Source organism: Agarivorans sp. 1_MG-2023 (genome assembly GCF_030548385.1).
Lineage (GTDB): Bacteria > Pseudomonadota > Gammaproteobacteria > Enterobacterales > Celerinatantimonadaceae > Agarivorans.
The window spans coordinates 326,196-351,000 of the sequence record NZ_JAUOSJ010000002.1; the positions used below are offsets into that span (position 1 = coordinate 326,196).

17 protein-coding genes are annotated in these 24,805 nt (G+C 44.3%); 9 read left to right on the plus strand and 8 right to left on the minus strand.

Annotation, left to right across the window (positions count from 1 at the left end; genetic code table 11):
• The first annotated feature begins 117 nt into the window (after positions 1-117).
• Together Q4592_RS03550 and Q4592_RS03555 are read left to right on the plus strand one after the other, a co-directional pair.
• Positions 118-1,731 carry a sensor histidine kinase gene (locus tag Q4592_RS03550; RefSeq protein ID WP_303509840.1) on the plus strand — a complete coding sequence of 538 codons (1,614 nt, stop codon included), beginning with the start codon at positions 118-120 and terminating at the stop codon, positions 1,729-1,731.
• 4 nt (positions 1,732-1,735) lie between these two features.
• Entirely contained in the window at positions 1,736-2,413 is a 678-nt protein-coding gene (locus Q4592_RS03555) for a response regulator (protein ID WP_303509842.1), read from the plus strand.
• A gap of 53 nt (positions 2,414-2,466) precedes the next feature.
• Here Q4592_RS03555 and Q4592_RS03560 read toward each other — a convergent pair whose 3' ends face one another.
• The gene (locus Q4592_RS03560) at positions 2,467-4,203 is read right to left on the minus strand and encodes a hypothetical protein (RefSeq protein WP_303509844.1); all 1,737 of its coding nucleotides are present in this window, start codon (positions 4,201-4,203) and stop codon (positions 2,467-2,469) included.
• A 318-nt stretch (positions 4,204-4,521) separates the two neighbouring features.
• Between Q4592_RS03560 and Q4592_RS03565 the strand changes: the two genes are divergently transcribed.
• Positions 4,522-6,624, plus strand: a complete 2,103-nt coding sequence (locus Q4592_RS03565) for an exo-alpha-sialidase (protein WP_303509847.1) — start codon at positions 4,522-4,524, stop codon at positions 6,622-6,624.
• A gap of 324 nt (positions 6,625-6,948) precedes the next feature.
• A complete protein-coding gene (locus Q4592_RS03570; RefSeq protein ID WP_303509850.1) occupies positions 6,949-7,365 on the plus strand; it encodes a hypothetical protein in 417 nt (138 codons plus the stop codon).
• A gap of 51 nt (positions 7,366-7,416) precedes the next feature.
• On the opposite strand, the gene Q4592_RS03575 is transcribed toward Q4592_RS03570, so the two are convergent.
• Positions 7,417-8,325: an SMP-30/gluconolactonase/LRE family protein gene (locus Q4592_RS03575; protein ID WP_303509852.1), complete on the minus strand. Its 909-nt coding sequence runs from the start codon at positions 8,323-8,325 to the stop codon at positions 7,417-7,419.
• A 649-nt stretch (positions 8,326-8,974) separates the two neighbouring features.
• Here Q4592_RS03575 and Q4592_RS03580 point away from each other — a divergent pair.
• Complete coding sequence (locus Q4592_RS03580) at positions 8,975-10,456, plus strand: sodium-dependent transporter (protein ID WP_303509854.1); 1,482 nt, start codon at positions 8,975-8,977, stop codon at positions 10,454-10,456.
• A 4-nt stretch (positions 10,457-10,460) separates the two neighbouring features.
• The gene (locus Q4592_RS03585) at positions 10,461-10,562 is read left to right on the plus strand and encodes a MetS family NSS transporter small subunit (RefSeq protein ID WP_303509856.1); all 102 of its coding nucleotides are present in this window, start codon (positions 10,461-10,463) and stop codon (positions 10,560-10,562) included.
• A gap of 53 nt (positions 10,563-10,615) precedes the next feature.
• Here Q4592_RS03585 and Q4592_RS03590 read toward each other — a convergent pair whose 3' ends face one another.
• The 5 genes from Q4592_RS03590 to rsgA all read right to left on the minus strand — a co-directional run bounded on the left by Q4592_RS03590 (position 10,616) and on the right by rsgA (position 17,023).
• Entirely contained in the window at positions 10,616-11,266 is a 651-nt protein-coding gene (locus Q4592_RS03590) for a hypothetical protein (protein ID WP_303509858.1), read from the minus strand.
• Positions 11,267-11,392: 126 nt separating this feature from the next.
• The gene (locus Q4592_RS03595; protein WP_303509860.1) at positions 11,393-12,343 is read right to left on the minus strand and encodes a HEAT repeat domain-containing protein; all 951 of its coding nucleotides are present in this window, start codon (positions 12,341-12,343) and stop codon (positions 11,393-11,395) included.
• Positions 12,344-12,444: 101 nt separating this feature from the next.
• Positions 12,445-13,653, minus strand: coding sequence for a glycoside hydrolase family 11 protein (locus tag Q4592_RS03600; RefSeq protein WP_303509863.1), 1,209 nt, complete (start codon positions 13,651-13,653; stop codon positions 12,445-12,447).
• A 759-nt stretch (positions 13,654-14,412) separates the two neighbouring features.
• The gene (locus tag Q4592_RS03605) at positions 14,413-15,825 is read right to left on the minus strand and encodes a hypothetical protein (RefSeq protein WP_303509864.1); all 1,413 of its coding nucleotides are present in this window, start codon (positions 15,823-15,825) and stop codon (positions 14,413-14,415) included.
• 145 nt (positions 15,826-15,970) lie between these two features.
• Complete coding sequence (gene rsgA / locus Q4592_RS03610) at positions 15,971-17,023, minus strand: ribosome small subunit-dependent GTPase A (protein WP_303509866.1); 1,053 nt, start codon at positions 17,021-17,023, stop codon at positions 15,971-15,973.
• A gap of 347 nt (positions 17,024-17,370) precedes the next feature.
• On the opposite strand from rsgA, the gene Q4592_RS03615 reads away from it, so the two are divergent.
• The 3 genes from Q4592_RS03615 (at position 17,371) to Q4592_RS03625 (ending at position 24,185) form a co-directional block, all read left to right on the plus strand.
• The gene (locus Q4592_RS03615) at positions 17,371-18,081 is read left to right on the plus strand and encodes a pirin family protein (RefSeq protein ID WP_303509867.1); all 711 of its coding nucleotides are present in this window, start codon (positions 17,371-17,373) and stop codon (positions 18,079-18,081) included.
• Between the two features lie 341 nt (positions 18,082-18,422).
• Positions 18,423-20,972 carry a glycosyl hydrolase family 8 gene (locus tag Q4592_RS03620; protein ID WP_303509870.1) on the plus strand — a complete coding sequence of 850 codons (2,550 nt, stop codon included), beginning with the start codon at positions 18,423-18,425 and terminating at the stop codon, positions 20,970-20,972.
• Positions 20,973-21,341: 369 nt separating this feature from the next.
• On the plus strand, positions 21,342-24,185 hold the full coding sequence (locus Q4592_RS03625; protein WP_303509873.1) for a glycosyl hydrolase family 8: 2,844 nt from the start codon (positions 21,342-21,344) through the stop codon (positions 24,183-24,185).
• A 55-nt stretch (positions 24,186-24,240) separates the two neighbouring features.
• On the opposite strand, the gene Q4592_RS03630 is transcribed toward Q4592_RS03625, so the two are convergent.
• The gene (locus tag Q4592_RS03630) at positions 24,241-24,780 is read right to left on the minus strand and encodes an HD domain-containing protein (protein ID WP_303509874.1); all 540 of its coding nucleotides are present in this window, start codon (positions 24,778-24,780) and stop codon (positions 24,241-24,243) included.
• Positions 24,781-24,805: the final 25 nt, after the last annotated feature.

The following is a 24,805-nucleotide window of genomic DNA, read 5'->3' on the forward strand; positions in this document are numbered from 1 at the left end:
GAATGAAAGCCAAGTAATGGCTTTAAAGTCCATATTGGTGATTAAGTTCATATTGTTCACGGGAGTAGGCGAGTGTGCTCGTGCTAAGCTGGATTGAGTTAACAAGGAAATGTTTCGATGTATCAACAAGCTCGCTTACCCAGCTACCGCGCAAGATTACTGCTGATAATGCTGATCTACAGCTTGATTCAGCTGAGCATTGTGGTGGTGACTAGCTATTGGTATGTCAGTGATTCTGAATACCAAGACAAAGGTGAGCGGGCGCTAGATGTTGCTAGAGTGGTGGCTAAACTGCCCGATGTAGTGAGCGCGGTTGCACGCAAAGATAGTGCTAGCCTACAAACCTTAGCCGAAGAATTACGCCGCACCATGGGCGCCAGCTTTATTGTGGTGGGAGACGCCAAGGGTATTCGTTTAGCCCACCCCAAAAGTGAGCGGATTGGTAAACCCATGGTTGGGGGAGATAACCACGCTGCCTTGGTGCTTGGCCAAGAATATGTATCTCAAGCCAAAGGATCTTTAGGGGTATCTGTGCGCGGTAAAGTACCGGTGCGCAATAGCCAAAATGAGATTATTGGCATTGTCTCTGTGGGTTACCTGCTAGAAAAAATAGATGTGCAGCTACAACCTTATTTGCACTTTATGGCGCTGCTAGTGATGGGGGTGTTATCGCTAAATATGTTAATTGGCTGGTGGCTGGCCCAACGGATTAAAGACACCTTGTTAGGTTTTGAACCTGAACAAATGACCCGCCTATATGCCGAGCTGCAAGCGACCTTGAATACCATTCGCGAAGGCGTTATAGCGATTAACCGTGAAGGCATAATTACTAACGTAAATGCCAATGCCATGCGCTTACTGGGTAAAGATGAACTCGGCCAGCCAGCCAACCCCGTAGGCATGGCTTTGCGTGACTGGTTGCCTGATAGCGATATGGTGGAACTGCTTGACCAGCCACAGGCGCAAAGCGATGTAGAGCTGCTACTCAATGGCCACTTGGTAATTGCTAACCGGGTGCCAATGAATGATCACAATCAACGCTTTATTGGCATGGTATCGAGTTTTCGGCGTAAGGATGAAATTACCCTGCTGACCAAACAACTCTCGCAAATTAAAGCCCATTCCGAAGCCTTGCGGGTGCAAAATCATGAGCATGCTAATCAGCTCAATACCATTGCTGGTTTAATTCAGTTGGGAGAGGGCGATAAAGCCCTAGCGTTTATTGGCCAAGCCAATGATCAATTCCAAGAATTGATTCACTTTTTAATTGAAGCGGTAGATGATTCGGTGATTGCAGGTTGTATTTTAGGTAAGTTTCATCGGGCGAGAGAACTGGGGTTGGAGTTAAGCATTGACCCTGATAGCAGTTTACGAGATTTGCCCGAACATTGTGGCTCAGAGCAAATTGTTACCATAGTGGCTAATTTGCTGGATAACGCCTTTGAAGCCACTCGGCATAGTGAGAATCAACAAGCCGTAACATTATCAATGACTGATTTAGGTAACGATATCATCATTGAAGTAGAAGATTTTGCCGGTGGTATTCAAGATGCTTTACAGCCCAATATTTACAAGCAGGGCGTTACCACCAAAACCCAAGGCGACCATGGTATTGGATTATATTTAGTGAAAGAAACGGTGCAGATTTTACGGGGAAATGTAGAGTTTAGTAGTGATCAATCGGGAACACGTTTTACCGTATATATTCCCAAGCAGTTAAAGCAGGAGTAGCGATTTGATTCAGGTTCTTATTGTTGAAGACGACGCGGGTATTGCTGAAATTCATCGCCAGTATTTGCAGCGAGTCAGTGACTTTGACGTCTCGGGTATCGCCTTGAGTATTGCAGACGCAATGATTCATATTAATGCCAAGCCTCCACAGCTATTGTTACTGGATGTCTATCTGCCGGATGGCACAGGTTTAGAGTTACTTAAACATATTCGCAGCCAAGATTTGGCGATTGATGTCATGCTACTTACCGCCGCCAAAGAAGCATCCACTTTGCAAGAAGCCCTGCGCAGCGGCGTGTTTGATTACATTCTTAAACCGGTGGTTTTTCCGCGGCTGCAGGAATCACTGAATAATTATAAAAACTACCTGCGTAGGCTGGACCAAAATAGCTCATTTGAGCAGCAAGACGTAGATAAGTTAATGCCGATGAGCGAAGGCGCCACGGCTGAAAGTAAGAAGCGTTTACCTAAGGGGGTAGACGCGGTCACCCTAGATAAAGTGCGCGGCTTGTTTACCGAGCATCCGGCGTTAACCGCGGAGTTAGCGGGTAAAGAAATTGGCAGTAGTCGAACTACCGCACGGCGATATTTGGAATACTTAGTGAGTTGTAATGAGTTAAGCCCAGAAGTGGCTTACGGTGCAGTAGGCAGGCCAGAGCGGGTGTATCATCGAGTGAGTTAACGGTATCAATAAAAAAGGCTCGCCGTGGCGAGCCTTTTTAGTTTCTTTTTTAATTAGTTGGTTGCGCTATCTGCTTGGCTAGTCATGCTTGAGCCAAAGATAATACCTTGGTCATTCACTGCCATATTCATTTGCGCTTTAATGCGGTAGTCCTTTAAGTCTAATAACTCTTCTGGTACTTCTTCACCGCTCATTTCAATGCCGCTTATGATCGGTTCAAACATTTGCTGGTAATCAATGTACATGCTGATTAAGCCATTGTTTGCCACCGGCTCTGCCGCGAGTTGTTCACTAACTTCGGCTGCACGTTCGCCGTTAAACAATACAAGGTGGTTACCTTTAACGGCGAGTTGAGGTTGAATGTTCATGCTTGGCGGAATGGGTAATAGGCCTGTTAGGTCTACCGGGGTTCCGTCTGCAGGTAAGGTGATGCTGGCCAATTGTGGTGAGAACTGCTTAGCCATTTCAAACAACACTGCTGGGTTATCTGCCGATACACTTAAAATCGCGTCTAGGCTTTCCAGATCTTCTGGGCGGCTTATATCGGCCAATTGGTAACTAAATACCGCCATGCCAACACCTTTTAAGCCGTTGGCCATGCCAGTCATCATGCCCACCATGCCAGGGTTTTGCTGTTCCATGGCCATTTGCATCTCTTGTAGAGGCGCACATTGGTAACTTGGCTGGAGCATTTCTTCCCACACTGACAGCAGCGACGGCACTAGTTGGTTAACATCAATCCCGTAGGCCATGCTGAAAACAGCATCTTCGGTATTTGATGCATATGAAGGAATAAAGCCGCTCATCGATTGATAAGCCTTAAGCAATACGCTGTTATTACTCTCAACAACCATGCGCGCGCCAAAACTGCTTTCTTGCTCGGTAATGCTCAAGTTGTCAAAACCCATCACGGTTTTAGGCCAGTTGCTAACAATGGCACTAAATTCTTGGTCACAGGCAGGAGTTCGTAAATCTGCTAAGGCATTCTCATCACCGCTGGCTTGGGTAATTTTAGTTAGGTGTTTGGCCAATAAATTGCCGTCGCTGGTGGTTAACGCTTTAGCAATTACTTGGTGGTTTATAAAACCAATGCCGTCGTCGATAAAGTTGTGTTTAGTTAAGCTGTCTTGAATCAGTGTTGTATCGGCAATTGATTGGCTAGCCGGAGTCATTCCTAAGGCCATTTCTAACAGTTCACTATCGTTAAGTGAAGTATTAAGGGTAATGGTTAACAAGCCATTATTTACTGCTACCACTAGCTCGGCGCTGTCTTGGTCGCCTTCATCACTTAATGGGTAAGTGCGGTAATCTAGCCCTTTTAAGTTTGCAGCTTTATGGCTGAAGCCACTTTGTTGCTCGGCATTGTCTAACCACGCCCAAATGGCGTCTGGCTTAGCCACTTCAACTTTAATCACTGGCACGGCGCCAAGGGTATACATGTAGCTGCGTATTTCATCGGCTAAACCAAAGGTATCTACAAAGGCTTGGCCGTCTTTAAGTGCCTCGCTGTAGCTTTTGAATAACGCGACAAAGAACTTACCACGAGGATCGCTAATCTCAGCGTCGTCAAAGGCGTCTACTGGCAAGCTTTGGTAAGAGCCAGATAAAGAGTTGATGTAGTTTTTCACCGGAAACGGCTTAAGGCTGGCTGAGAATATAGCCGTATCGGCAGGCACATAAGCCAATACACCGCTGTCGGCTGTTGTTTGAACAGCCTGTTGTGAATACCAATATCCGCCGGCTCCAGCACCAATAGCCAGTAAACCACCGGCGATAAGAACGTTCTTCATCTAAAACTCCATGTATTAATCGTTGATTACCTGTAGCTGAAACGCTTCATGCTTCAACTTTAGGAAGAGGTAAATGGGGCTTATTAAATCATTGATAAGCCAAGGCATCAATTGATATTGATGGTTTTAATATTGAGATCTTTCGAGGCCAAGTAAATAGAATATTTGGGGCTAGTTTCGTTATGCAATACTTTGCATGCTTTCATTCTAAGTTGACTTATTCAGTGTGTTTCACCGAAGATACGCCAGCATGTAAATAATGTTATTTTTTAGATGCTTTTGTTAAATGGATTTGTTGTGCTTAGGAAGAGCAGTTTTATGTATAAAAAGAGTCAATTTGTATTTCCCCCTTTGTGGGTATTAGCGTCAACTATGGTGCTTAGTGCGTGTGGCGGAGGGGATGAAGCGAGTGAAGTGCTTGTTAAGAATGTCCAAGCATCAGCCAGTTTTTCATTTAGTGGTCAGTTTGAAGCTGGTCAAGAGATAGTCTCAACAGTGGCTGTACATGATGTAAATGGTATTGAAAATGCCACACTTTCTTACCAATGGTATAACCAAACAGGACAAATTAGCGGTGCAACTACCCCTTCTATTCAATTAACTAATGAGCATGTTGAACAGGCTATTTATCTTGCTGTTAGCTTTGTAGATGATCTTGGATTCTCTGAGTTACTTACCAGTTCTAGTTATGCGGTTTCTGCCAAACTCAGCGCATCAGTGTTATTAGAAGGCAATTCTTTTGAAGATCAATCTTTGGTTGCTGTCCCTACTGTTTCGATTACGGGAGGGGAATATAGCTATCAGTGGAGTAGAGCTGGCGAAGAAATTTTTCAAGCAACATCTAATACTTACTTATTAACGGCCGAGGACATTGACAAGAAAGTTTCGGTAGAGCTTAGTTACACAGTGAATGGAAAAACCGTTGTTGTAGAGTCAGATTTTTCTAATAGTGTTGTGCATGTTAACCATCCTGCGGTTGGCAGTGTGAGTATCAGTGGAGATGTTGAAGAGCAGTCTACGGTGACGGCTGTGTTGCAAGCCAACGACGCCGATGGCATTGAGAATATGTCAGTGACGTATCAATGGTTTGATGAGAGCGGTGAAATTAATGGTGCAACTGCTAACTCTTTGGCTTTACAGCCTTCTGACAATGGCAAAAATATCCATGTAGAAGTTAGTTTTATTGATGATTTAGGTGCTGAAGAATCGTTTTCTAGCGCTAACACTATTGTTAAAAATAAACCTGAGATGCTAATGGTGTCATCTGATGGTTATGAAATGTATATCACCAAGTCAGAAGATTTAGGTGACACTTGGTTGGCCAGTGAAAGCATTCTACCCAATAACGGAGATGAAGATTATTACCCTGAAGTTGCCACTGACAACAAAGGAAATATCGTCGCAGTTTGGGAGTTTTACGACTCAGCTTATGATGTGATGTATAGCTACTCACATGACAATGGAGCAACGTGGTCGCCACGTGCGCAGCTTAATCCTGATGGTGATATTGATAACCTAGACGCAAGTCGTCCAGATATTGCGACTGACGGAGAAGGTACTTGGGTGGCGATATGGGGAACTGAAGAAGACATACAAGGCTCAGGTGCTGGCGACTCAGATATTGCCTACCAAATTTCTAAAGACAATGGCAAAACTTGGGGAGATACAACCTTACTCAACGCATTTGGTAAAAATACGCCCTCTAGCCGAAATAGTGACCCAGTCATCATCATTAAAGAGCAATTGTGGCTAGTGACCTGGTACTCTAATTTTGACCTCGATGGCGGTGCTAGTACCGATAGAGACATTTTGTATAGTTATTCTGAGGATAAAGGTGGAACATGGAGTGTACCCGCTTACTTGAACCACCAAGCCTCAGTGGATAGTAGTACCGACTATTTCGTTAAAGTGGATATGAACGATTCTGGTTTTGGTGTTGCGGCATGGGCTGGTAAAGGAACGGGTGTTGACGATTTAGATATTTGGGCTGCAACAACATCAGACTTTGGCAAAACATGGACTGATGCTAAACGCATTAACAACTATGGAGCAACAGACAGTACCAGTGACCAAGATTATGCCGACAGCGTAGTGGTTACTCCTGATAACATTGCCGTAATCACTTGGCACGGTGAAAACCCTACCTTTGGTGGAGAAGATGATGTGTATTACAGCGTTTCTACCGATTTAGGCCTTAATTGGTCTGAAGAAGTGGCGTTGAATCCTAACGCTGATTCAGATTCGCAAATAGAAGAATCGGCGATGTTAACCTATACCCCAGAGGGTACTTGGATCGTCAACTGGCACAATCAGAATGAATACGACACTTGGATGTCTACCAGCACCGATTTAGTCACTTGGACGACACCGGTAAAAGTGCTAGATAATAGCTACTCACAGTCTGTGATTTTGTTCCATTAAGCTGCTTTTTTTATTTTACAACAGTGAACTAATTGCAATGGCCTAAAGTTGAACTTTTAGGCCATTTTTACTCGATCTATTAACACCTTATTGGGCTGGGGCTGCATAGCAACCAATTGTTACTATGGTTTGATAAAGTATTAATCTTCAGCCACTGTCGGCAGCTTATAATTTGTAATTGCGGTATTCAGGCGCTGTGAACTACCTTATAAATCTCTATTTGAATTACGATTTATTTGTTACTGGAAATGTAGTTTCACATCTTATTGATTTTTATAATACTAAATGCTTAAATCCCGACTTTGTTATTTTCAGGGATGAAGTATGAAAAATAGTATGTTGGGTCTTATTGCTGTGCTTGGCTTAAGCGCTTGTGCGATGACAGGGCCTACAGTGGAAGAAGTTGTAGCTACTTACCACACTGAATTGAATGCTCCACATAAAGAAACTATCCGTCAGAAGATAGTTGATAGCTGTTCTCTAGTTCGTTATAAGGATAACGATCTAGAAGGTGGCTGCTATCTATCTAGCGATGTAATAGTTTACGAGTTTAATATAACTAATAACCGTATTGAGTGGAGCCCACAAGCAGCTTCAACTATTACAAAATTGGCTCTTAGAGAAGTCTGTGAAGATGAAAACGAGGCGCTTAAATACGGATTTGGCTTGTTAGTTAATCTCGAAGGGAAAAACGGTTTCGTGGGTAAACTAAAAAATTATAAAGATTGCGAAAATATCTAATTATTCTTTACCTTATTAAAGGGGCTGACGCCTTGGCCTCAGCCTTATAATTTATAGATCGCTAGGCCAACTTGTCATGGCAAAGGTCGGCGTAGGCACACCTCTTATACCTTCAAGCTCAACAGCAAATACACCGCCACTTAGCGGGTAGTCTCGGAGTTGTTGTTCACTCATGCCTTCGCTAGCGGTTACTACATAGAGAGTGCTTAAATCGGGGCCGCCAAAAGCACACTTGGTCACATTAAGTGCTGGAATTGCTATTTGTCGTTCTAGTTTTCCTTCTGGCGTATAACGGCTTACTTGCGCGCCATTGTAGTGAGCTACCCAAATATGCTGCTCTGCATCGATGGTGATGCCATCGGGGTTACCAAAGCTGCGATCTATTTCTAGCCAGTTTTCCAAATTAATGAGGCTACCATCTTCAGCCAGTTTACTGCGTAAGATGCAGAAATTTTCAGTGTCTACAAAGTAGCCATAAGCTTGAGAAGCGCTAAACGTTGGACCATTGGTCACCCAATACTTGCCAGCCAGCGAGTTCAGTTTAAGGTCTGGACTTAAGCGGTAAAACGAGCCTGAATCTTGTTTGAGTTGGCAATCCATTGAACCTAACCAAAGGTCGCCGTTTGGCGCTACCCATGCATCATTAAGGCGATTGTTAGGCAGCTGAGGTTCTGGGTCTATTAACGGGTAGCTGATGTTATTGCTTAGCAGCTTTACGCCGTCGGCATAAGTGGCGACAAAAGTACTGTGTTCACCAGGTATTTGAGTGGGTAAAATAGCGCTAATCATCGGTTTTTGTGACCAGGTTTGCTGTTGGCCGCTGGCTGGATGAAAACGATGCAGGCTTTCTTTTAATATGTCGACCCAATACAAAGCTTGTTCTTGCTCAATCCAGATAACCCCTTCTCCTAAACGCGCTTGAGCTGGCCAGATACATTCTACCTTGGGGTTACTGTTCATCGTTATGTCCTTTACTAAATGCCCTTATAAGCGAGCATTTTCTCATTCAATTCGTTTGTTAGCGATGGTAACACTTCTTAATTAGGGGATGATTTGTTTCATCAGTTTTCTACATTTTTGCGAGTTAGAATAGGGCGTAAAGAGCATTTCTAAGGAAGGCGACCGTGCTGGCTTGTTTATGGTTAGCATTACAGACAAAGCAACAATACCTTCATTGATGAATACGAAGCTTAAAAGTTGTTTGTTTTGGATTTGCACGAGGATGTGGAATCTGTTTGGAGGATTAAGCTAAATACAGATTCATGGGTAGAGTATTTGTTTGTTTTTGGATTTATTGGTAGAGGTAGTGTTTGCTCTTTGGTTTATGTGTGGTTGTTAACTCCTTTTTATTCGTTTTTGGCAAAGTTAAATGCTGTTTTTTGTTTGGCTTGTTAGTGAAAAAACCAAGTAAAATTAATGATTTAAATCAATGTGCCTGTGGGTTGCTCTATTTTGTTAGTTCTTTGTTTTGTAGCATTGTTCTCTATTAGTTATCGGTGCTGTTAAATCCCGAATAGCTAGATGTAAAGAGTATTTTGTACAAGGAAAGTAGAGCGGTATGTTGAGTGCCTAAGTTTTACTCTCCCCTGAAGGTATTGAGGAGATAATTATGCAAAGAGAGCAGTGGGGCTCCCGGGTTGGCTTTATTATGGCCGCTGTGGGTTCAGCAATTGGATTAGGCAACATTTGGCGCTTCCCTTATATGGCGTATGAGAACGGTGGTGGGGCATTTTTTATTCCTTATCTATTCGCTATGTTATCGGCGGGTATTCCATTTATGATCATGGAGTTCAGCCTTGGCCATAAAATGCGTGGCGCAGCCCCTCAAGTGTTTGCAAAACTAGGGCGAAGATTAGAGTGGTTGGGTTGGTTTCAAGTATTTATCGCGTTTGCGATTGCGGTGTACTACGTCGCCGTAATTGGCTGGTCTATTTCTTACCTGGGATTTTCATTTACCCAAAGCTGGGGCGCAGATCCAAATACTTTCTTCTTTAGCGAATACCTAAAGCTGGGCGACAACAGCCCAAGCAATTTGGGGAGTGTTCAGCTGCATATTTTAGTCCCTGTAGTGATTGCTTGGCTAATTACCTATTCAGCGGTATTTACCGGGGTTAAAGGTGGTATTGAGCGCGCCAGCAAAATAATGATGCCTTTGCTATTTGTTATGGTGTTGGGACTAATTGTTCGAATGGCCTTTTTACCTGGAGCGGTAGAAGGTTTGAACTACCTATTTAAACCTGACTTTAGCAAAATCTTAGACGCATCGGTGTGGTCTGCCGCTTACGGGCAAATCTTCTTCACCCTAAGTGTCGGGTTTGCCATTATGCTGGCTTACTCTAGTTACCTGCCAAAAAATTCCGATATTGCTAATAACGCCTTCATGACCGTGTTAATTAACTGCGGTTTCTCGATTATGGCTGGCATCATGATTTTCGGTATTTTGGGTTACATGGCTGATCAGCAAGGTGTTGCTATTACCGAAGTGGTAAAAGCTGGCGTAGGCTTGGCTTTTGTTACTATTCCTACTGCTATTAATCTCTTGCCTGCTCCTTATATCTTAGGGCCATTATTTTTCTTAGCCCTAACGGTAGCGGGTTTAAGCTCAATGATTTCTATTATTGAAGCGGTAACATCGTCGGTAATTGACAAGTTTGGTTGTGGCCGTAAAAAGGCGGCTACAGCAGTATGTGGCGTAGCCCTATTTGTTTCTTTAGCCTTTACTACCAATGGCGGCTTATTGTTATTAGATGTGGTTGATTACTTCATGAATAACGTGGGTATTCTTGGTAGTTGTTTCCTTGAGCTCATCATAGTGGGTTGGATGCTGAAAGGTTTACCTGATTTACGTGAATACAGTAATCAACGCTCAGAGTTCCGTATTGGGGCTTGGTTTAATGTGTGTTTACGTTTTGTTAGTCCGGCCATTTTGTTGGTTATTTTAGTGACCAACTTTATCTCTTTGATATCAGAAGGCTACGGTGGCTACAATCAGTTTGATTTAATGACCTTTGGTTGGGGACTTGTTGCGATTATGGTAGTGCTATCTATCATCGTAAGAAAACTGCCTACAGCACCAGCAACACAGGAGTAACAACATGGAACTAAGTGCAATTATTATGATGGTTGTTGGTTTAGGGTTTACTTGGGGTGGGGCGGCTTTTTGTATCGCTAGAGCCATGAAGGCCAAGCAAGACTAAACACAACACTTTGAAACAAAAAGCCAAGCAACCTTGCTTGGCTTTTTTGTGGCTTAAAACTGATAAGTATAAGAAATGCTTGAGGTGGTGTTATGGCCATAATCGTCGTTGGATAAATTGACATTTCCGCGAATACTTTGCTCTTGGTTGATGCGATAGCTCGCACCAATGCCGCCCCAAATTGACTGGTAATTATTAGATGCGACTGTTGTACCTAACCACGATACTAGCGACCATTGTTCATTAAAGGGACGAATGGCAAAACCACCAAGATAACCACCATAGTTGAGCTCACTGGTGTTTTTAGGATCAATCACCGACACTCCGCCCGTTGGAAAAACCATCCATTTTCCGGTATTCACACCAAACTCTGATAACGGCACATAGGTGCCTAAATTGTAACTAATGCGATCGGTATTGCCGTCTACATATAAATTAACAATGCCTTTTTCAAATAACCACGACCCTCCTAAGTACCAATCGTCACCACTGGCATTCACTTTACCGCGTAACATGCGGCTATCGTCTAAGCCTATTGAGGCATTAACGGTAAGTTCACCGTCATAACCCACGCCTGCGCGCGTTACAATTTGAGTGGGGTCTTCAATATGTTTTTCGCTAGAGCTTTGGCGTTCTTCAGCGTTTAATGTGCTGGCCCATAAAGTAAAGCAAGCAAAGAGGGCAAGGTATAAAGGGGCATTCATAGTGGCAAGTCTAGTCACGTTGGCAAAAGGTGGCGCAATATATAGTAGCCGACGAGGTTTAGAACTAAATGTGGCTGGTTGAGTTAACTAACCGTTAAAAGTGACGTAAAGTGTACGCTTTGTGTACTATAACTCAGGAGTGTTTTGTTTAATATCATCTTGGCTTACTCGTTGTCTTGCATCATCTGGCAACTGATTAAGTAGGTTCACCACTTCTTTGGCTAACGCGCTTATTTGTTGATTACTATCACCCACTAACTCTTGGGCAATCGCTACATGAGAACCATTACCCGTAGCACGTAAGGCCATTAAGGCATCGGCTCTAATCGATGCGCTAGGATCGTTAAGTAAGGGTTGGATTAACGGTACCGCCAAATAATTATTGGTTTGTGAAAGGGCATATAAGGCTTGGCTTCGCTGTTGATCTTGGTTGCTGTTAATGGCTTCTGATTGCGCGGCTACGTAGTCTTCAAGCAAACTATAGTCACCACGTTGGGCTAATACTTGAGCACTAATTCTACGAAGGTTATCGTTATGTCCATTGTCGTAAATCGCGGTGACTAAATAGTCAGGTAAGCTTTGTGGTTCTTGGCGCCATTCGTAAATGATGCGGGAGAGCGCAGCCAGATCATTGGGATGTTCGCTAAGCAGCAAGGTGTTTATTTGCTCTTCTACGTCAAACGGGCTATCACTTGCAAGCTGGCGTAAGGCGGCAACCGTATCACTGGCCGCTTGGTTGCTTGTGGCATTAGTCTCTATACCAATAGCGGCCTTATCTGTTTGAGCAGCGTTTTGTTGGGCATTGCTTGGTAGGTTTGCCTGGACGGTAATATTGCCAGTAGTTGGCTCATAGTGGGTGAGTAAAAGCTCTGCTTGCTGCGGTGAATAATAAACTTGCTGTAATTGAACTTCCGCTAGGTGTAGTTTTTCACGCAGCCGCTCGAGGTCATCTTCCAGTGCGCTGATGTCTTGTTCGGCCTCACTGCTATAGCCGGTGTGTTCTGCGGGGCTTAAAAAAAGTACCAAGATGAGAACAAGGCTAGGGATGATCAATACTGCGGTTTTTAATATGCGCATTCAATCCACCTTATTAATCTAGTTGCTTGCGAAGTACTCAAGAAGCATTAATAAAGAAACGGCCAAAGGCCGCTTCTTTGAGTAATGCTAACTTGTCGAGTTTAGTTGAATTTAAACTGCTGATTGCTGGCGTTATGACAATTGTACTGGTTCACGTTAGCGCCATTGTTTTGGTTGGAGCTACCCACTTCAATACATTTGCTGCTGTGTTTAGCTTGCATAGTGAACCAACCACCACCCTGATCATACAGTTTGAATTGTTGGTTACCGCCGTTATGACAAGCATATTGGTGAATGTTGGCACCGTTGTTAGTAGAAGGCCCCGCCACATCTAAACACTTGCTGCTATGCTGGGCTTGAACGGTGTACCAACCGTTCCCTTGACTGTAAAACTTCCATTTTTGATTGTTGCCGCCACCACAGTCATATTGCTGAATATTTGCGCCGTTGTTGTTGCTTACACCTGCTACGTCTAAACATTTTTTACTGTGTTTAGCTTGTAACTTAACGGCGTAATTAGGAGGGGTAACGGTAGAACCGTTGCCGCCGCCATTATCACCACCGCCGCTATCGCCGCCGCCATTGTCACCACCACCGTTATCTCCGCTGCCGCTTTCGCCAACGGTGATATTTGAACTACCGCTGCTTTGGTAACCTTCGGTACCCATTACCATGTAGTCAAAGCTGCCTAGCTGTAGGCCACTACGACCCCAGGCATCAAAGTGATTGCCGGTGGTAATGGTTCCGCTTGAGCGTTTGTTACGGCGAATACTCCAGTACTGATAGAAGGTCGCATTACCAACGATAGAGGGTTTGTTAACACGCTGAGTGCGATATAAATCGTAGGTGCCACCATCGGTGGTGACAGTGCCCAAGTTTTGAGCACCAGTGCTCGGGTTATAGCCAATCCAGTTTTCCACTACGTAGTATTCAACCAGTGGGTTACGCGTCCAGCCATACAATGCCAAGTAACTGGTACCATTGGCTTGGTAGCTGCCCGAATAAGTCACATTTTTGCGACCGCCTGGCTTCCAGCCTTTTCCGCCAACCCAGTTTTTTACATTCGACCAGCGTGACGAATAATTGCCGCCGTTACCTAAGGTAAACGAGGCCTCATTACTGCCATTGTTTTCTGACCAAAATGAATAGAAGTACCCATTGTGATAACCGGTTTTGTTGCTCGTTAGTGTTTGTGCTTGAACCGGTGACACTGAAATTATGGTGGCGCAAGCAAATGCGGTTACTAGGCCTTTAATGCTTAGCACTTCTTTTGCGGCTAGGTGCAAGGTTGACGCTATGGTTGTATTCATTGTTATTCCTCTTGGGATTGCCCAAATGAATCGAAGAACTGCAAGGCTTCGCTCATCCATGTCTTTAGAGGCGTTGGTTTATCTGCAACGCTTCGGTTTAGTGTTCAACTAAATTGGATTGAGCCATCTCCTCCTTAGGCGAAGTAATACTGCTGCGAACATCGCTTGTTTCGTGGTTACGCAACTTGTGGCTGTCCAGCTCACCGTTTGCGGTGAGACATTATTTAGTCATTGTTTACACTATTCACTTCATGTGTTTTGTTAGCGCTAACATTTCTGCTTGGTTTTAGGCCCATATATTTTGGTTTAGACAATTAAAGTCCAAGCTCACTCTTGATGTGAGTGATTTTTAAGCGCTTACAGATTAAAGCTCTGGTACTTAAAAGGGTCAAGACTGTGAGTGGAGCTTTAATGCGAACAAAGCGGGTAGGGCGGGATTAAACTTCGATCTGCTTCACGAAAAAGCGAGGTTTATTATTAATTAAATGATGATATTTTAAAGATGAAGTTTTGATTCATTGACCACTCATATCAGGGCTTTAGCAAATCATTATTAAAAGTGGAGGGAGCCAGAGAGAGAAAACAACGTGCAAAATTTCACAAGGCTTAACAATTTTTCACTTTAGTGATAATAATGTTTTTAATGATGGTTTTGCGTAACGAGGGGGGAAAAAACATGAGTGGATATGTGGCCACTTAAAATGCTTATGTTCAGGCAGTAATTGCCGAGCAGAATTTGCTCGGCTTTTGATTTATTGGCTATTTAGCTTTTTTAATTCCTATATTTTTATACGTAACTTGGCTAATGGCTAAGCCTTGCCAGCTCTTTAAAGCTTCAGCTTTACTCTCTTTTGCATAATAGAAATAAGGCTGGCGCAAGGCTGCTTGGTCAGCGGGCATGGCAAAGTATAAACGAGCACTTTCTCCGCTCAGTTGTGCACTGGTAAGGTAGGCGACTAATGCATGCTCCAGTGCGTGATAATCACTTTTCCAAAGGTGGATTTTCAGCCCTTGATTAGCCACTGGGTAGGTGCCACCGTCTTTGGCAACAAAACGGTCAAACCATTGCGGATAAGTGCTGGCTAAATACTGCTGAGCATTGGGATCTACCAAGGCTAAACTGGCTGCCGATTGGTCGAGTTCAGCATATTCCCACCAGATAGCGGGCGCGCCATTAGGGAGTCGTCGCCAACCGCCGTCGCCTTGCTCAATAAACGCTGCGGCTAAGGTGTCTTGTAAGCCTTGTTGGCTTTGTTTGGCAAGTTGCTGTTTACCTAAATACTCAGCGGCTAGCCAACTCATCCACCACGATTTAGCCGTGTGCCCATAATCGTTATGGCGAGAGGAGTCTAGTTGATAGTCTTCACCGTGTTTAGTCCCCCAAAATCGATGATCTTGAGGGCGTAAAAACTGACTCATTATGGTGTCTAACAGTTTACCTAAATCAGCATCCCATTGGCTTTTGTGTGGCTCTGGTAACAGTGGAGCAATCAGCAACATATACGCATTGATTTGATCCAATTGAGCCACTAACTCTATCTCTTCACCACTGCCATTATTAGACGGCGCGTTTACCCAGCGAAGCCGTTGAGCTTGCTCATCCCAGTATTGCTTAAAAATATAATCCTTAACTTTAAGTAAATCGGCAAGCACCTTTTTGTCGCCACTTAAGTAATAATAAAAGGCCATACCAAGCTGGGCATAGGCTAAATCTTGGGTGGTACGCTGCTTGGCAGAGAATTTAGATTGGCCGTTTTCAGTTACGCTAACCACCGAGCCTTGCTCTTCGAGTAAATGATTGCGTAAATAATCTACGCCTGCTTTAGCCAGCTCTAAGGCTTGTTTATCGCCAGTTAAGTGAAAAATTACGCCATACACAAAAGTGTGCCGCGCTTGCATTCGCGTGTAGCTTTCAGCGAGATGAGGTTTCATCCAAGCGGGCGCAAAAGCCAAATCGTTGCAAGGGTCTACAGTTTGATACAAGGAGCCGTCGTTACAGCGAAAGGTAGGGAAGTTGCCCATGGGCTCACCAGCAGCATCTTGATGAAGCCAAAAGGGCGCGAGTTCGTTTTCAACGCTGTCTAACCAACGTTGCGGGGAAGGAATGGCGTTATTCGCTGCTTGGGCATTTCCTCCCGCCAACAAACAGACACTGAGTAATACTCGTTTCACAGGCTAACCCCTTTAGCGCATTGAATATTAGCTAATATTAGCTAACAGCAAAAAGAAAAAATCAGCGTTAAAGCACAGTTTTAATAGGGTTATTTATATTTGTATCAAGAAAAAGCGATAGCAAGCTGCTATCGCTTTGGTTGGGTTAACCGCCTTGTTTAAACTGCTTGCTACTGTTTTGAACTCGCCGGTAAAACTTTCCTAGTTCTTTATCGGCAGATCGCCTTTCAGCAATGCTAGCGGCGTTAAACTGTTGTTCGCGCATTAGCTTTTGATAATTAACCAGTCGGCGCTCTTCTAATTCACCCTTGTTAATCGCCAGCCTAACTTGGCAGCCAGGTTCACTGTTGTGTTGGCAATCACCAAACTTGCACTGTTGAGCTAATTCAGTGATGTCATTAAAGGTGGAGTTTACCCCCTCTTCACAATCGCTAAGTTGTAACTCTCGCATGCCCGGTGTATCTAGCAGTAATCCGCCTTTGGCCATTAAGTGCATAGCGCGAGCCGTAGTGGTGTGACGCCCTTTACTATCTGCTTCTCTAATGGCTGCGGTTTCACTGCTTTGCTCACCTAACAGGGTATTGATTAAGGTTGATTTACCAACACCAGAAGACCCCATAAACGCCACTGTTTGGCCTTGTTTACACCAGGGCTCTAGTTTGGCAGCGTCTTGAGTATCAAGCGCATTTACCGCTTCAACCAGTAACATAGGGTCTAACTGTTGTACCTGTTGAACATAATGCGGTACGTCGTTGCAAGTATCGGCTTTGCTTAACACCACTACTGGGTCAACGTTAGCGTCGTTAGCCATTGCTAAATAGCGTTCAATACGACTCAAGTTAAAGTTGTTGTTTAAGGAACAAACAATAAACACCGTATCAACGTTAGCGGCAATCAGCTGTAACTCTGCGCGTGTACCTACTGCCTTTCGACTAAACAAGGTCGCCGGATCTAAGTGTTTACAAAACCTAGGCTCGCCATTGTTTTCATCTATCAATAGCCAGTCACCCACTGCCATCTTAGGCATGTTAGGTGTAATGCCAATACGTTGCATGGCCGTTTCAGTTGCTACCACGTATTCACTGCGGTGTTGCTCAAATACGCGAGCAGGTATACACGAATCAAGTTCGTCTAAAGTAAGTTGTTGTTGAAAAAAGGGTTTCCATCCAAGTTGAGATAGAGAAAAAGAATTACCCATTGAGATTACCCCAAGCACATTGGTGCTATGTAAAAATGATATAGGGGTCGTTATTACGCCCCGGTGATTACCGGGCTGAGCAGGAGAGAGTTATTACGCTTATTCCTGAGCCCGTGGAGTGTTGATTACAATCATTTTGTATCCTCGCTATTGACTAAAAATCGGCTAAATAATATCAAAAAATGAGTGCTACACCCATAATTACTTGAATGGTGATTGGGATAAATCTGGTCTAGGCAAAGAGGAACCAAAAATACTTAGGCTGTTTAAAACGTTTTTGTTGGTAAATGCGTATAAATAGCAAAGCCTTAGCAAATATTGCGGGCAAAAGAGGAGTAGCGTTAACTATGCATTATTTTCGAGCTGCGCATGAGCGTGGATCTGCAGACTTGGGATGGCTTAAAAGCCAACACAGCTTTTCATTTGCTAATTATCATGATCCTCAGCATATGGGATATTCAGTGCTACGGGTGATAAACCAGGATCAAGTCGCGCCTGGAAAAGGTTTTGATACTCACCAGCATCGCGATATGGAAATTATCTCTTACGTTACCAAAGGTGCGGTTGAGCATATCGATAGTATGGGTAACAAGTACCAGGTGCCAGCCGGAGACATTCAAGTGATGAGCGCAGGCACTGGTGTCAGTCATTCCGAATACAATGCCAGTAGCTCTGATGTCTTGGAGTTTCTGCAAATTTGGATAAAGCCACAACACAATGGATTAGCCCCCCGTTATCAGCAGGCTACTATTCAGCAAGATTCAATGCTTACCGCGCTAGTGACACCAGACGGCCGCGATGGCTCATTGGTGATGCAGCAAGATGCAGCCCTTTATCGTTTAGTGCTAGCACCGAACCAATCTTTTGAGCTTGAAGTGATGAAAGCCTGTGGTTATTTGCAGGTAATAAGTGGCGCGGCAAATTTGCAGCAGCTTTCTGGTTCTGCCCACACAGTTCGACCTGGTGACGGAGTGGGGGTATCAGGAGAGCAAGCGTTAACTATTACGACCGAAAATTACCCTTTAGAAGCGCTTTGGTTTGATTTGCCGAGTGCATAAACACTCACTATGAATGAGTTTGCTAACGCTAGTTAGCATGACGATAGCAGTTCATTGCACATAAGTTCCCTCAAAATCTTGCTTATGGAGGTTTGTTAGCGCTCACATTTTTGAAAGCTTGCTCACAGTTTTGACTCAAATCCGTACAATTTCCCTCACCCTCTAATGATAGATTGCATTTTAACTTGGGCTTTATCGCTCAACTGCTATGGTTCTGGCTGCATAAAAATCTAACAACAGCAAAATTACTGATATTTTTGAGAAGGTATTTGTGGGGGCGCTTATCGCGTTTTAGCAGGCTTTTACCGCTCATTGTTAACCACTATTTTGAGGATAAAGGAATGATCTTTAAACCTTACGGACTTGCTGTGTTGAGCGCTGCATTAATATCGCCACTAAGCTCAGCGGAAGTCTTACAAAAATTTGAGTTAGAAAATGGCAGTTTACTGCCTGGTTACTCAAGTGCCATCGATAGCCCATTTAATGGTATTGCGGCTTATGCTAATAACGACGGCGTAGAGGCTCAAGCTCAATTAAGCAATGTTCCAGGGCAGTTTAGGCTGGATATTCGCGGGGCGAGTAGTGCTAATAATGCCGCGGGTATTAGTGTGTATTTGGGCGACAAAAAACTGGGGGCTACCGAGTTTTCGGGTACAGCCGCATCGGTAAGCAGTATCAACTTCAAGTTAGATGCACAAACCAGTTCATCAACCTTACAGTTTAAGTTAGAAAACGATAACGGCAGCAACGACACCTATTTAGATTGGTTTGAACTGCACCGGGTTGGCGACATCGCGCCGCTTCCTGCTGCACCGGTTCTTCCCAATACTGGCGCTTATGAGAGCGGTATTTACCGTAACATGTTCCAAGAGCTTGGCTATTCTAAAGCCGAAGTGGATGCCAAAGTCCAAGCGGTTTACGACCAGTTATTCCACAGCACCGATACGACCAATCAAGCTATTTTCATCCCAGTAGGCAATGATATGGCCTATATCTGGGATGTCGGTAATAACGATGTGCGCAGTGAAGGGATGTCTTACGGCATGATGATGGCGGTACAAATGGGCCGTCAAGAAGACTTCAACAAATTATGGAAGTGGGCCCATACCTATTCACTCAATAAATCAGGCAATAACAAAGGTTACTTTGCCTGGAAAGTGAGTACTGCAGGTAATGTGCAAGATGCCAACCCTGCACCAGATGGTGAAGAATACTTTGCTACCGCGCTGTTTTTTGCCTCTAATCGCTGGGGCGATGGAAGCGGTATTTACAACTATCGTGAGCAAGCCAACCAAATCTTAAAAGATATGTACGGTAACGGCCAAACTCGCTACAACAACCAAGGTGAGCTAGAAGAGTTCAGTTTGTTTAGCCATGAAGACAAACAAATTGTATTTTCTCCTGCCACGCCAAGCGATAGAAATTGGACTGACCCTTCTTACCACTTGCCTGCGTTTTACGAGTTATGGGCACGTTGGGCAGATAACAACAACAGCTTTTGGGCTGACTTAGCGGTTACTAGCCGCGCGTTTCTAAAAACCACCGTGAATGCCGAAAATGGCTTGAGTCCTGATTATGCTTACTTTGATGGTCGCCCACATGGCGAGTTTCAAGCGCATAAAGTGACCTTCCAATACGATGCATGGCGTACCGTGGGTAATGCGGCCATGGACTTTGCTTGGTGGAACAATGACCCATGGCAAACCACCTATGTGAACAGCTTACAAACCTTCTTTAAAGGTGAAGGTATTGATTCCTACTCAAGCTTGTATGAATTAAACGGCACACCGTATCAAGACAACTCAGACCATTCACCGGGTTTGGTGGCAATGAATGCGATGGCGAGTTTGGCATCAGATAACCAACGCTCTTGGGAGTTTGTACAAGCGCTTTGGGATACGCCAGTACCAAGTGGTAAATGGCGTTATTACGACGGCACTCTTTATATGTTTGGTATGTTGGCACTGAGTGGCAATTACCAAATTATCTGCCCAGCAGGAGAGTGTGATGCGGTAACACCACCGCCAGTGGGTAACCGCCCACCAGTGGCTGTTAACGATAGCGCAAGCACCCAGCAGGATACGCCAGTAACGGTAGCGGTGCTAAACAATGATAGTGACCTAGACGGCGATAGCCTAAGCATTGCTAGCTTTACTCAGCCAAGTAATGGTGCTGTAAGCCAAGTGGGAGATACCTTAAGTTACACGCCTAATAGTGGATTTTTTGGCGAAGATAGCTTTAGTTATACCATCACTGATGGCGAAGAAACCGCTAGCGCTAATGTGACCATTACGGTGCAAGATTCTAGCGTAAATAACCCGCCAAGCGCGTGTTTTAGTGTTAGTAGTGAAGCCGCAATTGTTGGCGAAACCTTGAGTTTTGATGCTGCATGTTCTAGCGATGTAGACAATGACAGCTTAAGTTTTAGCTGGGACTTTGGCGACAGCAATGGCTCAACCGGTGCAACTGCTAGCCATAGTTACGCCAGCGCGGGAACTTACCAAGCAAGGTTAACGGTAACTGATGCTAATGGTGGCAGCGATACTTACACTTCTAGCATTACTGTGACAAGTGCAGGTAGTGGCGCAAATTGTAGCTATAGCATTGATAATGAGTGGAATAGTGGCTTTGTTGCCAGTATTACTATTGCTAACAATGGCAGCGCGGCAATTAATGGCTGGGAAGTGAACTGGGCTTATGCAAACGGCTCAACAGTGACCAACAGTTGGAATACCCAACTTGTTGGCACAGACGCCTACACCGCTAGCTCATTATCTTGGAATTCAACTATTCAACCGGGTCAAACGGTGAGTTTTGGAATGCAAGGCAATAAAGGCGTAGCGAATACGCCAGCAGAGTTAGTTATCGTTAATGGTACGGTATGTAACTAACATAAAGCTGTAACAATCATGTTATGAAGTAAGGGTGGCTGCAGTCACCCTTATTATTTTTATTTAACACAATACCGCTTACAAATACCTTTCAAATCTTTTCTTTTAGAGTAAGGCTGCCAATTGTTAGCGTTAACATTTTGTTAATGTCGCTCACATTTCTGGGTGTTTTTTGTACGATCTTTCTTTTGTTGCTAACGATAGTTTTCATTTGCCCTTGGCGTATTTTTAGTCACTGCTAAAGTCTGTGCTGCATATAAAACAAATAATAGCTAGCTCTTCCAAATTAAGAGCTAAACAGCAGCTTAAGCCAAATATTATTTTGGCGGTTGCTCACTATGCAAGACACCATATATGAGGATAAAAGGAATGATCTTTAACAAAACAGTGCTAGCAGTGCTGAGCTTAGGGCTATTGTCGCCTATTTGCTCGGCCGAGCTATTGCAAAAATTTGAGCTAGAAAATGGCAGTTTATTGCCGGGCTACTCGGGCGCTGTTGACAGCCCCTTTAACGGCGTAGCCGCTTATGCCAATAACGATGGCGTAGAAGCGCAAGCCCAATTGAGTAACGTACCTGGGCAATTTCGCCTAGATATTCGCGGAGCTAGCAGTGCCAACAATGCTGCGGGTATTAGCGTGTATTTAGGTGGCAAAAAACTGGGTGCTACAGAGTTTTCAGGAACCAGTGCCTCAGTTAACAGCATTACCTTTAAGCTTGATAGCCAACCTGCTAACTCAACCTTACAATTTAAGCTTGAAACCGATAATGGCAGTAACGATACCTTTTTAGATTGGTACGAGTTACACCGAGTGGGTGATATAGCGGCACTTCCTGGTGCGCCAGCGCTACCAAGTGCCGGTGCCTACGACACTGGCGTGTATCGTAATATGTTCCAAGAATTAGGCTACTCTGCTGCCGAAGTAGATGCCAAAGTTCAAGCTGTTTACGACCAACTATTCCATAGTAGCGATACTGCCGATAAAGCCATTTTCATCCCAGTAGGCAACGATATGGCTTACATTTGGGACGTTGGTAATAACGATGTTCGTAGTGAAGGTATGTCTTACGGCATGATGATGGCGGTGCAAATGGGCCGTCAAGATGACTTCAACAAGTTGTGGAAGTGGGCGCATACTTACTCTCTGAACAAATCAGGTAATAACAAAGGGTACTTTGCTTGGAAGGTAAGCACTTCAGGCAATATTCAAGATGCTAACCCTGCGCCAGACGGCGAAGAGTATTTTGTTACGGCGTTATTTTTTGCCTCAAACTTATGGGGTGATGGCAATGGTATTTATAACTACCGAGAGCAAGCCAACCAAATCTTAAAAGATATGTATGGCAACGGCCAAACTCGCTATAACAACCAAGGCCAGTTAGAAGAATTCAGCTTGTTTAACCATGCGGAAAAACAAATTGTATTCTCACCTGCTACGCCTACCGACAGAAACTGGACTGATCCGTCTTATCACTTGCCTGCTTTTTATGAGCTTTGGGCACGTTGGGCAGATAACAACAACAGTTTTTGGGCCGATTTAGCAGTGACAAGCCGCGCGTTCCTTAAAAAAACGGTGAATGCTTCTAACGGTTTAAGCCCTGATTATGCTTACTTTGATGGTCGCCCCCATGCTGATTTTCAACATTGGAAAGATACCTTCCAATACGATGCTTGGCGCACCGTAGGTAATGCCGCAATGGACTTTGCTTGGTGGCAGAATGACCCATGGCAAACCACTTATGTAAATGCCTTACAGAGCTTCTTCAAGAGCGAAGGCATAGACTCCTACTCAAGCTTGTATGAGCTAAATGGCACACCATACGAAAACAACTCGGATCATTCTCCTGGTTTAGTATCAATGAATGCGGTGGCGAGTTTAGCTTCAGATAATCAGCGTTCGTGGGAATTTGTTCAAGCGCTTTGGGATACCCCTGTACCAAGTGGTAAATACCGTTATTACGACGGTACCTTGTACATGTTTGGTTTCTTGGCATTAAGTGGTAACTACCGAATTATTTGTCCTGCGGGCGAATGTGACGTGGTGACGCCTCCACCTACTGGTGGCAATAACCCACCAAAAGCCAATAACGATAGTGCTTCAACCACTCAAGATACTGCAGTAAGTATTTCTGTATTGCAGAACGACAGTGATGCCGACGGTGACTCATTGTCACTGACTAGCTATACCCAAGCGGGTAACGGCAGTGTTAGCCAAGTTGGCAACGCACTAAGTTACACGCCTAATAGTGGTTTTGTTGGCAACGACAGCTTTGGGTACACCATTAGTGATGGTCAAGCTAGTGCTAGCGGCACGGTAACTGTTACGGTTAGCGCTAACGATGGTGGCGGTAACCCAACTAACCCACCGGTTGATGGTGAGTTGCTTGAACAGGCGCAGTTTGAAGATGGCGTTATTTCACCTTCTTATCGCCAGCCTATTACTTCGCCGTATGCAGGTGTAATTCTTTATGGAAACGCTGAATCGGTAACGGTAAACAGCAGTAATTTATCTGCTGGTGACTATAGCTTGGTGATTAACGGCTCTTCAAGTAACAACACTGCTGCGGGCATCAGCATTTATGCTGATGCGCAAAAAGTGGCTACGGCTACCTTTAGTGGTACTACTCGTACAGAGCAAACAGTTACCTTCAGCTTAGCCAGCAACGCTAGCGCGTTGAAGTTTGTATTGGAAAGTGATGTAGGCCAAAACGATACCTTGCTTGATTGGTACAAGCTATACAGCGGTAGCAGCACCGGTGGTGATACTGGCGGCGGTAATCCTAGCACGCCAAGCGAAGTGCTAGTACAAGCTGAGGACTACACCCAGTTCTACGATACCACTAGTGGTAATGCGGGTGGCAGCCATCGTAGTGACGATGTTGATTTGCAAATGACCTCTGATGTAGGTGGCGGTTACAACGTAGGCTGGACAGCAGCGGGCGAATGGTTAGAGTACAGCGTAGATTTAGCCGCTGGCACTTATACTGTTGATGTTCGAGTTGCTTCAAGCCCTGGTGGCGGCAGCTATAGCCTTGAATTAGCTGGTCAGCAAATTGTTGGTAATACCAGCGTAGGCGCAACGGGCGGGTGGCAAAACTGGCAAAGCCAAACCATTAATAACGTTGTGGTTAACGGTGGTAGCCAAACACTACGTGTTAATATCCTTCAAGGTGACTTTAACCTTAATTGGATTAAGTTTACTCCAGTGAATTAAGCCTTAACCTTAGGCTTTAGATGTTAAGCATGGCAGCTGTATTGCCATGCTTTTTTTACCATTTCATCATTGGCGCAGGGCTAAATGGTTTTTGTTTAATTCGCTGCCAAGTGCGTTTAAGTAACATTCTATGAAAGCCGTGATTAGGCAATGTTTGTTTAAGTTGCTTTATAAAATCCACCGGTACCCCATGTTTTACAAGACCTAAAGAAAAATCCACTAAATCGGCCTGTCGAAAGTATTCCACCAATGGGTAACGAGGATCAGTAAAGGCTCTCACTTTATGGTGCTGATCGATAATAAGTGCAATCTCTTCCGACCATTCGCCTAAGTTCTGTTGCTGTAAGTAGCGTTCAGCATGAACCAATGAAGGCGGCAAATAATCCACCGTGTTATTGGTCCATATGCCAATATCATGAAAAGCCGCAGCAATAATCAGTTTTTGGGTCTGTTGTTGATCCGGTTTGGCTAAGTAAAAGCAAATATTAAGCATCCGTAATACATGGTTTTTATAAGCCAAATAGTCTTCGCCTATTTCTGCCTTATAGGGCGTTAATATCTCGTCTAACAGTGTTATCTCTGCGCACATGTTCATGGTTTGGCTCGCCGTGTTATTGGTT